This window comes from Variovorax sp. KK3, assembly GCF_001984055.1.
In the GTDB taxonomy this organism is placed as follows: Bacteria; Pseudomonadota; Gammaproteobacteria; order Burkholderiales; family Burkholderiaceae_C; genus Variovorax.
On the sequence record NZ_LYVO01000005.1, the window covers coordinates 151,776 to 162,981 of the forward strand.

General features: G+C 66.7%; 11 protein-coding genes and 1 pseudogene. 9 read left to right on the forward strand and 3 right to left on the reverse strand.

The window, feature by feature from the left end:
• The first annotated feature begins 139 nt into the window (after positions 1 to 139).
• From B0W80_RS04355 to B0W80_RS04390, 8 genes are all read left to right on the forward strand, one after another.
• Positions 140 to 1,918: a nitrite/sulfite reductase gene (locus B0W80_RS04355; RefSeq protein ID WP_076997876.1), complete on the forward strand. Its 1,779-nt coding sequence runs from the start codon at positions 140 to 142 to the stop codon at positions 1,916 to 1,918.
• An 82-nt stretch (positions 1,919 to 2,000) separates the two neighbouring features.
• Positions 2,001 to 2,408 carry a DUF934 domain-containing protein gene (locus tag B0W80_RS04360; RefSeq protein ID WP_076997877.1) on the forward strand — a complete coding sequence of 136 codons (408 nt, stop codon included), beginning with the start codon at positions 2,001 to 2,003 and terminating at the stop codon, positions 2,406 to 2,408.
• An 11-nt stretch (positions 2,409 to 2,419) separates the two neighbouring features.
• Entirely contained in the window at positions 2,420 to 3,040 is a 621-nt protein-coding gene (locus B0W80_RS04365; RefSeq protein ID WP_076997878.1) for a phosphoadenosine phosphosulfate reductase family protein, read from the forward strand.
• 42 nt (positions 3,041 to 3,082) lie between these two features.
• Positions 3,083 to 4,036 carry a sulfate adenylyltransferase subunit CysD gene (gene cysD / locus B0W80_RS04370; protein ID WP_076997879.1) on the forward strand — a complete coding sequence of 318 codons (954 nt, stop codon included), beginning with the start codon at positions 3,083 to 3,085 and terminating at the stop codon, positions 4,034 to 4,036.
• 130 nt (positions 4,037 to 4,166) lie between these two features.
• Complete coding sequence (locus B0W80_RS04375; protein ID WP_076997880.1) at positions 4,167 to 5,507, forward strand: GTP-binding protein; 1,341 nt, start codon at positions 4,167 to 4,169, stop codon at positions 5,505 to 5,507.
• 40 nt (positions 5,508 to 5,547) lie between these two features.
• Positions 5,548 to 5,877: a ferredoxin FdxA gene (gene fdxA / locus B0W80_RS04380; protein WP_076997881.1), complete on the forward strand. Its 330-nt coding sequence runs from the start codon at positions 5,548 to 5,550 to the stop codon at positions 5,875 to 5,877.
• Positions 5,874 to 6,905, forward strand: a complete 1,032-nt coding sequence (locus B0W80_RS04385; protein ID WP_076997882.1) for an NAD(P)/FAD-dependent oxidoreductase — start codon at positions 5,874 to 5,876, stop codon at positions 6,903 to 6,905. Before fdxA ends, B0W80_RS04385 begins: the two co-directional genes overlap by 4 nt.
• 119 nt (positions 6,906 to 7,024) lie before the next feature.
• Positions 7,025 to 7,588 carry a phosphatase PAP2 family protein gene (locus tag B0W80_RS04390; RefSeq protein ID WP_076997883.1) on the forward strand — a complete coding sequence of 188 codons (564 nt, stop codon included), beginning with the start codon at positions 7,025 to 7,027 and terminating at the stop codon, positions 7,586 to 7,588.
• Between the two features lie 34 nt (positions 7,589 to 7,622).
• Here B0W80_RS04390 and B0W80_RS04395 read toward each other — a convergent pair whose 3' ends face one another.
• Complete coding sequence (locus B0W80_RS04395; RefSeq protein ID WP_076997884.1) at positions 7,623 to 7,883, reverse strand: TIGR04438 family Trp-rich protein; 261 nt, start codon at positions 7,881 to 7,883, stop codon at positions 7,623 to 7,625.
• A 102-nt stretch (positions 7,884 to 7,985) separates the two neighbouring features.
• On the opposite strand from B0W80_RS04395, the gene B0W80_RS04400 reads away from it, so the two are divergent.
• Positions 7,986 to 8,291, forward strand: coding sequence for a c-type cytochrome (locus B0W80_RS04400; RefSeq protein WP_076997885.1), 306 nt, complete (start codon positions 7,986 to 7,988; stop codon positions 8,289 to 8,291).
• A 152-nt stretch (positions 8,292 to 8,443) separates the two neighbouring features.
• On the opposite strand, the pseudogene B0W80_RS04405 reads toward B0W80_RS04400, so the two are convergent.
• Together B0W80_RS04405 and acs are read right to left on the reverse strand one after the other, a co-directional pair.
• A pseudogene (locus B0W80_RS04405) lies at positions 8,444 to 8,911 on the reverse strand (LapA family protein); the annotation flags it as partial.
• 113 nt (positions 8,912 to 9,024) lie between these two features.
• The gene (gene acs / locus B0W80_RS04410) at positions 9,025 to 11,022 is read right to left on the reverse strand and encodes an acetate--CoA ligase (RefSeq protein WP_076997886.1); all 1,998 of its coding nucleotides are present in this window, start codon (positions 11,020 to 11,022) and stop codon (positions 9,025 to 9,027) included.
• Between the last annotated feature and the right edge of the window lie 184 nt (positions 11,023 to 11,206).

Below are 11,206 nucleotides of genomic sequence, written 5' to 3' on the forward strand. Positions count from 1 at the left end.
CATGAACACTGGCGAATATGCTTATCCGCATAAAGCGCGAACCAAAAAATAGTTTGGTTCCATAAGCACCCCTCTTAAAGTCACGCCCTCGCGTTGACGGGGCCGTGGACGCACGCCTTCCAGCAGCAAAGAAAGCACGATGTACCAATACACAGAATTCGACCGCCAGTTCGTGCACCAGCGCGCGGCGCAATTTAGGGACCAGCTCGAACGCTGGCAGGCCGGCACGCTGGCCGAAGACGAGTTCCGGCCGCTGCGCCTGCAGAACGGCTGGTACGTCCAGCGCTACGCGCCGATGCTGCGCGTCGCCGTGCCCTACGGTGAACTTTCCAGTGCGCAGCTGCGCGTGCTGGCGCGCATCGCCCGCGAATACGACGAGCCAGAGGCCGAGGTCTACAAGACCGCGCTGAAGACGCAGGGCAAGCTGGGCACGCACAAGCTGCCCACGCACTACGGCCACTTCACGACGCGCCAGAACGTGCAATACAACTGGATTCCGCTGGCCAAGTCGGCCGACGTGATGGACCTGCTGGCCTCGGTCGACATGCACGGCATCCAGACCAGCGGCAATTGCATCCGCAACATCACCAGCGACGAACGCGCCGGCGTCGCCATCGACGAGGTGGCAGACCCCCGCCCCTTCGCCGAAATCATGCGGCAGTGGAGCACGCTGCACCCCGAGTTCGCCTTCCTGCCGCGCAAGTTCAAGATCGCGATCACCGGCGCCGACGAAGACCGCGCGGCCACCGGCTGGCATGACGTAGGCCTCAAGCTGCGGAAGAACGATGCCGGCGAGCTGGGCTTCCGCGTGCAGGTCGGCGGCGGCATGGGCCGCACGCCCATCGTCGGCACCGTGCTGCGCGAGTTCCTGCCGTGGAACCAGATCATGAATTACCTCGAGGCCGTGGTGCGGGTGTACAACCGCTACGGCCGTCGCGACAACATGTACAAGGCGCGCATCAAGATCCTGGTGAAGGCCGAGGGCCAGCGCTACATCGACGACGTCGAGGCCGAGTACAAGCAGATCCTCAAGCACGACGGCGCCCCGCACACGATCTCGCAGGCCGAGTACGACCGCGTCGCCGCCTCCTTCGTGCCGCCCACGCTGGCCACCCGCGTGTTCCAAAGCGCCGAGCAGACCGATGCCGAGCTGCGTGCGCAGGCCGCGGACGACGTGATGTTCGCGCGCTGGCTGCAGCGCAACGTCGCGCCGCACAAGAACCCGTCGCTGCGCGCGGTCACGCTCTCCTTCAAGCGCATCGGGCAGGCGCCCGGCGACGCCTCGGCCGACCAGCTTGACACGGCGGCCCGCCTGGCCGACCGCTTCTCTGCCGGCGAAGCGCGCGTCACGCACGACCAGAACCTGCTCCTGCCCTGGGTGCACGCCGAAGACCTGCATGCGCTGTGGCTCGCGGCGCGCCAGGCCGGCTTCGCCAGCGCCAACGTACACCTGTTGACGGACATGATCGCCTGCCCCGGCGGCGACTTCTGCGCGCTGGCCAATGCGCGCTCGATCCCGATCGCCGAGGCCATCACCGAGCGCTACCAGGATCTCGACGAGCTCGACGACCTGGGCGAGATCGACCTGCACATCAGCGGCTGCATCAACTCCTGCGGCCACCACCACAGCGGCCATATCGGCATCCTCGGCGTCGACAAGGACGGCAAGGAGTGGTACCAGATCACGCTGGGCGGCTCTGACGGCTCGGCGCTGTCGGGCGCGGCGCAGGCCGGCAAGGTGGTCGGCCCCTCGTTCTCGGCCGCAGAAGTGCCGGACGTGATCGAGGCCGTGCTCAACACCTACCGCGACACCCGCGAGGCGGGCGAAAGCTTCATCGACGCGCTGCGGCGCGTCGGCCACGACCCCTTCAAGGCCGCTGCCAACGGTGCGCGCTTCAAGGTGGAGGAGGCAGCATGAGCGCAGCGCAGAACCGCTTCAAGCAAGCTCGCACCCCCTTGGGGGGCAGCGAGGACACGTCAGTGCCGAGCGTGGGGGCCCTATGAACAAGACTCTGCGCATCCTCTCGTCCGAAGAGCATGTCGACGACGGCAGCCCGAACGTGCTGCAGATCGCCAACGACGCAGATCCGCTTGCCATCGAGGTCTGCTTCAACGACATCGAGCGCATCGACCTGCACTTTCCGAAGTTCACCGACGGCCGGGCGTACAGCCAGGCCTTCCTGCTGCGCCGCCGCCTGGGCTTCAAGGGCGACATCCGCGCCACCGGCGACGTACTGATCGACCAGCTGGTGCAGATGCAGCGCACCGGCTTTTCGAGCGCGGTGCTCAAGGAAGGCGTCGACGCCTCGGCGGCACAGCGGCAGTTCGACCGCTTCGCCACCTACTACCAGGGCGACGCGGTGCAGACCGCGCCGCACTTCGCCGCGGCGACGTCCGAGTCCGCTTGAGAGCTTCCGGCATGAGCATCGATCTCGCACGCATCAACTCCGAACTCGGCCGCAGCGCCGAGGGCCTGGTGGACTGGGCGATCGGCCTGGGCCAGCCCGCGATCGTCACCACCAACTTCCGCCCGTTCGAGGCCGTGATCCTGCACATGGTGACGCGTGCCAAGCCCGATGTTCCCGTGGTCTGGATGGACAACGGATACAACACCGAGGCCACCTACCAGTTCGCCGACGCGGTGACGAAGCAGCTGGGCCTGAACCTCCGCATCTACCTGCCGCGCCGCTCGCGTGCACACCGCGAAGCGATGGAAGGCGCGACGCCGGGGCTGGACGATCCGCGCCACGCCGCTTTCACCGAAGAAGTGAAGCTGGAGCCCTTCGCCCGTGCGCTGCGCGAGACGGCACCGAAGGTCTGGTTCACTGCGCTGCGCGCCACCGACACGGCCGTGCGCGCACAGATGGACCCGGTCAGCGTCAACCCCGATGGGTTGATCAAGGTCGCCCCGCTGCTTCACTGGTCGTCCAAGGAGCTGTACGCGTACTGCGAAGCCCATGGCCTGCCGAACAACTTCGACTACGTGGACCCGACCAAGGGCGAAGAGAACCGCGAATGCGGGTTGCATCTCGCGCATTGAGCGCCACCGAATGTCCGATTCCTGCACCGAGCACCGCAACCGATGAACGCCAGAACCGAACCCGCCCTGCTGCAGCAAGCCGTGCACCAACCAGCCCGCCTGTCCAACGCCCAGCTCGATGCGCTGGAGGAAGAGACCATCTTCATCCTGCGCGAAGTCGCCGCCTCGTTCGAGCGGCCGACCTTGCTGTTCTCGGGCGGCAAGGACTCGCTCGTGCTGCTGAAGTGCGCCGAGAAGGCTTTCGGCGCTGGCCGACTGCCCTACCCGCTGCTGATGATCGACACCGGCCACAACTTCCCCGAAGTCACGGCCTTCCGCGACCACCGCGCGCAGGAGCTGGGCGCCGAGCTGATCGTGCGCAGCGTCGAGGACTCGATGGCCCGCGGCACGGTGCGGCTGTCGCACCCGGGTGAATCGCGCAACGTGCACCAGTCGGTGACGCTGCTCGAAGCCATCGAGGAATTCCGCTTCGACGCGCTGATCGGCGGCGCGCGCCGCGACGAGGAAAAGGCGCGCGCCAAGGAGCGCATCTTTTCGCACCGCGATGCCTTCGGCCAATGGCAGCCCAAGGACCAGCGCCCCGAACTGTGGACGCTGTTCAACACGCGCCTGGCGCCGGGTGAGCATTTCCGCGTGTTCCCGATCTCGAACTGGACCGAACTGGACGTCTGGCAATACATCGAGCGCGAGCACATCGCCCTGCCGTCGATCTACTACACCCACAAGCGCGAAGTGGTGGAGCGCCGCGGCCTGCTGGTGCCGGTGACCGAACTCACGCCACCGCGCGACGGCGAACAGGTCGAGGTGCGCGATGTGCGCTTCCGCACGGTGGGCGACATCACCTGCACATGCCCCGTCGAGAGCCTGGCTGCCGACGCGGCCGACGTGGTGGTGGAAACGCTCGCGGCCGAGGTCAGCGAGCGCGGCGCCACGCGCATGGACGACAAGACCTCCGAAGCCTCGATGGAAAAGCGCAAGAAAGACGGATATTTTTAGCTCGCCCCCCAGGCTCCGCGCACTTCGTGTCGCTTCGCCAACCCCCGACCGGGGGCGACACCGGCGGCCCGGCAAAGCCGGTTCCGCAGTGTCCCTGGAACTAGCGCCCTACGGGGCTGTCGAGAATCAGATGAATGTGACCCCTTCATACGCCGCCCCATCTTCCTTTCAAGCCGCCGACACCGGCACGGCTTTGCGTTTCATCACCTGCGGCAGCGTCGACGACGGCAAGAGCACCTTGATCGGCCGTTTGCTGGTCGACAGCAAGACCGTGCTGCAGGATCAGCTGGCCGGCGTCCAGCGCGGCGGCGAAACCGACCTGGCGCTGCTGACCGACGGCCTCTCGGCCGAGCGCGAACAGGGCATCACCATCGACGTGGCGTACCGCTACTTCTCCACGGCGCGGCGCAAGTTCATCATCGGCGACGCGCCAGGGCATGAGCAGTACACGCGCAACATGGTGACGGCCGCCTCCAGTGCCGACGCCGCCGTGGTGCTGGTCGACGCGACCAAGCTGGCCTGGGCCGCTGAAGTCGGCGACGGCGAAGTGGTGCGGCGCGAGCTGCTGCCGCAGACGCGCCGCCACACGCTGCTGTGCCATCTGCTGCGCGTGCAGTCGATCGTGTTCGCGATCAACAAGCTCGACGCCATCGACGATGCGGAACTGGCCTTCGAACGCATCTCGGCCGCGCTGACCAGCTTCGCGGAAGCGGCCGGTGTGCAGGTCGCGGCCACGGTGCCGATCTCGGCGCTCAAGGGCTGGAACGTGGCATCGCGCCATGGCGACTGGTGCGGCTACCAAGGCCCGAGCCTGATCGAGCTGCTCGAGGAGTTGCCGGTCACCCAGCAGGACGAAGACGTCCCCTTCGCCTTCCCGGTGCAGTGGGTCGAAAAGTTCTCGGGCTCGGCCGATACATCGAAGGGCCGCCGCGTGTTCTGGGGCCGCGTGGCCAGCGGGCACGTGGAACCGGGTCAGCGCGTGGCCGTGCTGCCGGGCAACCAAGTCGCCACGGTGGCGCAGGTGCTGAGCCACACGCGCCAGGCCAAGACCGTGCATGCAGGCCACAGTGCCGGCATCGTGCTCGACCGCGAACTCGACGTGTCGCGCGGCGACTGGCTGCTGGCGCCCGAGGCCTTCGAGCCGGTGCGCGAGATCACCGCCACCATCGCTTGGCTCGACGACGAGCCGCTGGTCGCCGGCCGCGTCTACTGGGCGCTGCAGGGCCACCGTTGGGTCAAGGCCAAGGTGGCGCGCATCGTCGACCGGGTCAACATCACGACGCTGGAATCGGAGCCCACCGAGCGGCTCGAACCCAATTCGATCGGCGACGTGGTGCTGTCGCTGCAGCAGCCGCTCGCGGTGCTGCCCTTCGCGCAATCGCGGGCTTTGGGCTCGCTGGTGCTGGTCGATACCGCCTCCCATCGCACTTCCGCGGCCGTGCTCGTGCAGCCGGCTGCGTCAAAGAACTAAAATTCGGGGTTTTCCCCCGATCGACCCAGAATCCCCAGTCATGACCCACGTCGTCTCCGAAGCCTGTATCCGCTGCAAGTACACCGATTGCGTCGATGTCTGTCCCGTGGACTGCTTCCGCGAAGGCCCCAACATGCTGGTGATCGACCCCGACGAGTGCATCGATTGCGCGGTCTGCATCCCCGAGTGCCCGGTCAATGCCATCTACGCCGAGGAAGATCTCCCGGCCAACCAGATGGCCTTCATCAAGCTCAACGCCGAACTCGCGTTGGCCGACGGCTGGAAGAGCATCACCAAGCGCAAGCCGGCGCTGCCGGATGCCGACGAGTGGAAAGACAAGACCGATAAGGTCGGGGAGCTGGTGCGCTGAACGCGCTCACGGCACCTTCGTCGCCCATCGAGACCGACGCGCTCGTCATCGGCGCGGGCCCCGTCGGGCTGTTCCAGGCCTTCCAGCTCGGCCTGCTCGAAATCGCCAGCCACATCGTCGACGCACTGCCCGCCGCGGGCGGCCAGTGCGTGCAGCTCTACGGCGACAAACCCATCTACGACGTCCCGGGCATTCCCGCTACCAGCGGCCGAGGGTTGGCCGAATCGCTGCTGAGGCAGCTCGAGCCGCTGAAGCCCGGCTTTCATTTCGGCCAGCAAGTCGAGACGCTCGAACGGCAGGCCGACCAGCGGCTTTTGATGCGCACCACGGGCGGCAAGTCCTTTCTGGCGAAGACCGTGTTCATCGCTGCAGGCGTGGGCGCCTTCGTGCCCAAGCGCATCGCGCTCGACGGCATCGGGCGCTACGAAGGCAGCGCGCTCTTCTATCACCCTGATGCGCTGGAGCGATTCGACGGACAGACAGTGGTGGTCAATGGCGGCGACGATGCGGCCCTGGCGACGGCGTTGGCGCTGGTCGGGCGGGCGAGCAAGGTCACGCTGCTGCATCGGCGCGATGCATTCCAGGCCGAGGAAGGCCTGATCACACAGGTGCGGTCGCAGATCGCGACGGGCGCCCTGAATCTGGCGGTCGGCCAGCCCATGGCCTTCGACGGCCAGGTGCTGAAAATCGCGACGCCCGATGCACATACACTGGCCCTGCCCCTCGATGCCTTGATCGCCTGCCTCGGCATTTCCCCGCGCCTCGGGCCGATTGCCGACTGGGGGCTGGACCTGGTACGCAAGCAGGTGCCGGTCGACACCGAGCGCTTCCAGACGTGCGAGCCGGGCGTGTTCGCGGTCGGTGACGTCAACACCTATCCGGGCAAGAAGAAGCTGATCGTCTGCGGCTTCCACGAAGCCACGCTGGCCGCCTGGGCCGCGACGGAGATCGTTTTTCCCGGCAAGGCGGTGCCGCTGCAGTACACCACCACCAGCACGCGGCTGCATCAGTTGCTCGGCGTCGCCTGAGCCACGCGCATGCCCAGGCGGGGCACGACCGACGGCTGGCGAACTTTCACATTTGGAGATGGGTGCGCTTCAGCTCCCGTTCATGAAAACGCCATGCGGCGAACCTATGATTGCCCGCCATGCAGGCGTTGAACATTGCTCTCTTCCAGGCCATCGCCGCTGGCCCCACACCCGACTCGCAAGCGCTGCTCTGGTTCGCCGCCAGCGTGGCGGAAGGCACGACCTGGGTGTGCCTGGCCTTGATGGGCTGGGTGGCCTGGCGGCAGCCCGCGCAGCGCAGCTATGCCATGGCGGCACTCGTCGCCGCAGCTGCGGCTTCGTTCATTGCGCAGGAGCTGGCGGAGGTCATCGGCATGCCACGCCCCTTCGTCGTGGGCCTGAGCCCTGCGCACATCGAGCACGGCATTCGTGGCGCCCTGCCCAGCGCGCACGCCACGGTCATGTTCACCGTCGGATTGGTGTATTGCCTTCGGGCAGCGACCAGGAAGCTCGGACTCGCGATTCTGGCAATCGCCGTGCTGACAGGCTGGGCACGCATCTACGTCGGCGTGCATTTCCCGTTCGACATCCTCGCCGGGCTGGGTCTGGCCATCGCGATGACCGGGTTGTTCTGGCTGCTGAAGCAACTGGGCCAGCGCCTCGTCGCGCCGCTGATCGCACGCGACGACCTGCGCGCCCACTAGTCGCGGGGCATCCGGGCGTCGAAACGAGCCGGGATCAACGCCCGCGGCGGCGGCGGTTCGAACGGCTGGTCAGCATGCCGAGCTGGCTGCGCTGCCGGTCGATGCGGTCTTGACGGCGTTCGTTCTCGCGCTCGACGACCTTGCGCTTGGTGTAGCCGGACGAATCGGCCCAGGCCCACCACGCCATGGCCAGGGCGAAGGGGATGAGCACCACCCACCAGCTCCACTGGCCGACGAAGCCGACCTCGAAATACTTGAGGGCCACGGCAAGCAGGCCCAGGAGCAGAAACCACATGAAGAACCCCTCCGATCGTGCGGCCCGCATCGCAGGGGCCGTGCACCGCGCTACCTACAATCGCGTTGGACCCACTTTAACGCACCCACGTCATCGGAACCCATGAAAAGAGCGCTCCTCGTCGCCGCCCTGAGCCTGGCCGCCTCGGCCCCCGCCCTCGCCGACCTGGCGCTGGCCACGTCCAAGAACTGCATGAGCTGCCACGCGGTCGAGCGCAAGATTCTCGGTCCGTCGTTCAAGGACATCGCCGCGAAGTACAAGGACAACAAGGCCGCGCCCGACATGCTGGCCAGCAAGATCATCAAGGGTGGCTCGGGCGTATGGGGTGCAGTGCCGATGCCCGCCAACAACCAGGTCAGCGAGGCGGATGCCAAGAAGCTGTCGACCTGGATCCTTTCGACGAAGTAGCGCCGACGAAGCAGCTGTCTTCAGACTGCCGGTGGCATGCCCACCGGCTCGCGCCCCTCGCGAGCCTCGCGCACTTCACGCAACTCGCGTATCTCGTTGGCCGCGCGAAGATCCCGCGCCGCCTGCGACTCCTGGAGCTCTTGTGCGTCACGACGCCGGTCGAATCGGTCTTCGAGCTGCCCGATATGAGCCGCCAGGCTGTTGTCGGTCTGCTCCGAGCGTACCTTGAACGCGGTTTCGAGCTGTTCCACTCGCGCCAGCATCGCCGCATGCCGCTCGGCATTGCGTGCCATGTGCGCATTCTCCTGAGCCTCCAGGAAGTTGCGCAGCTCCGTGAAGCGCGAGGCCTCGGCCCGGTCGGCCAGGTCGCGCTGGGCCTGCATTTCCTTGGTGTGGCGGCGGCTCTCGAGCAGCACCGTGCTCTGCAGATAGACCACGTAGGCCACGAAGAAGATGCCCAGCAGTGCGGTCAGGCCCAGCATGATCAGACCCAGCGGCGCCGTGACCTGCATGAAGCCGACGGACATGACGGTGGGCGTGGCCAGCACGCCCCAGTTCAGGGCCGCGAGCGCCGCGATCAGCAGCACGACCACGAGGAGTACACCTGTTCTGATTCCCATGGAGTCTCTCCTTCAGATTCGATGGGACGGTTGTAACGCATCCAGCGCCCCGGCCCTGTCGGACGGAGGCGCGGAAGGTCGGCCCGGCCTGGCCGGCCGAGGCGGCGGCGGGCTCAGTGCGCCTGGCCCAATTGCTCCAGGATGGCCGGATTCTCGAGCGTCGAGGTGTCCTGCGTGATCGCCTCCCCCTTGGCGATGCTGCGCAGCAGGCGCCGCATGATCTTGCCGCTGCGGGTCTTGGGCAGGTTCTCGCCGAAGCGAATGTCCTTGGGCTTGGCGATCGGGCCGATCTCCTTGGCCACCCAGTTGCGAAGCTCGGTGGCGATCTGCTTGGCCTCGTCGCCGCTCGGGCGTCCGCGCTTGAGCACGACGAAGGCGCACACAGCCTCGCCCGTCAGGTCGTCGGGCCGGCCGACCACCGCGGCCTCGGCCACCAGGTCGGTCTTCGAGACCAGCGCGGATTCGATTTCCATGGTGCCGAGGCGGTGGCCCGAGACGTTGAGCACGTCGTCGATGCGACCGGTGATGCGGAAGTAGCCGCGGTCGGCGCTGCGCACCGCGCCATCGCCGGCCAGGTAGATGGTGCCGCCCATCTCTTCGGGGAAGTAGCTCTTCTTGAAGCGCTCGGGGTCGTTCCAAATCGTGCGGATCATCGAGGGCCAGGGCCGCTTGATGACCAGCATGCCCCCGGCCCCGTTGGGAAGGTCCTTGCCGGTTTCGTCGACGATCGCCGCCATGATGCCGGGCAGCGGCAGCGTGCAGGACCCGGGCACCAGCGGCGTCGCACCGGGCAGCGGCGTGATCACGTGGCCGCCGGTTTCGGTCTGCCAGAAGGTGTCGACGATCGGGCACTTCTCGCGGCCCACGTTCCGGTGGTACCACATCCAGGCCTCGGGATTGATCGGCTCGCCCACGGTGCCCAGGATGCGCAACGACGACAGGTCCCAGTTCTTCGGGTGCACTTTCTCGTCGCTGTCGGCCGCCTTGATCAGCGAGCGGATCGCGGTCGGCGCCGTATAGAAGATGCTGACCTTGTGCTTCTCGATCATCTGCCAGAAGCGCCCCGCATGCGGGAAGGTCGGAATGCCCTCGAAGATGATCTGCGTCGCGCCCGCGGCCAGCGGCCCGTAGGCGACGTAGGTATGGCCCGTGATCCAGCCGATGTCGGCGGTACACCAGAAGCGATCTTCGGCGCGGATGTCGAAGGTCCAGTCCATCGTGAGCTTGGCCCACAGCAGGTAGCCGCCGGTGGCGTGCTGCACGCCCTTGGGCTTGCCGGTGGAGCCCGAGGTGTAGAGGATGAAGAGCGGATGTTCCGCGCCCACGGGCACCGGCGCGCATTCGCTGCTCTGCCCCTTCAGCGCCTCGTCGAAGGTCTTGTCGCGGCCCTCGACCATGTTGCATGCGGTGGCGGTGCGCTGGAACACCAGCACCGTCTTGAGCGTGTCGCAGCCGCCTAGCGCGATTCCGTCGTCGACGATGGCCTTGAGCGGCAGCTCCTTGCCGCCGCGCAGCTGGAAGTTGGCGGTGATCACGGCCACCGCGCCGGCATCGATGATGCGCTCCTGCAGCGCCTTGGCCGAGAAGCCTCCGAAGACCACGCTGTGCGTGGCGCCGATGCGGGCGCAGGCCTGCATGGCGACCACGCCCTCGATGGTCATGGGCATGTAGATGATGACGCGGTCGCCCTTGGCGATGCCCTGCGCCTTCAGCGCATTCGCAAATTGCGACACGCGTGCGAGCAGTTCCTTGTACGTGATCTGCGTGACCGCGCCGTCATCGGCCTCGAAGATGATCGCTGTCTTGTTCTCGACCGGCGTGCCGACGTGCCTGTCGAGGCAGTTGGCGGAGGCGTTGAGCTCGCCGTCCTCGAACCACTTGTAGAACGGCGCATTCGATTCGTCGAGCGTGCGGGTGAACGGCTTGGTCCAATTGACGTTGCTCTTCGCCTGGCGGGCCCAGAAGCCTTCGAAGTCGTCGGCGGCCTCCTTGCACAGAGCGTCGTAGGCCGCCATGCCGGAAATGCGTGCACCCTCGGTGGCGCGGGCGTCGGGAGGGAAGACACGGTTCTCGACCAGGACGGACTCGATCGTCGATGCGCTGCTGCTCATTCTTTGTCTCCAGTGGGCAGGGATGTGACGGCGCTACTGTCGGCGCACGCACTTACGGGTGTCTGACGCCTCATGTTAGCGACCGTATCGTCATACGGCGGCCGTCGCGGGCACTCTAGAATCGCGCCTTTCCCGTCTCCCACTCTCCCCCCTGCCCCCATCCAGTCACCGGCCAGCCCCGATG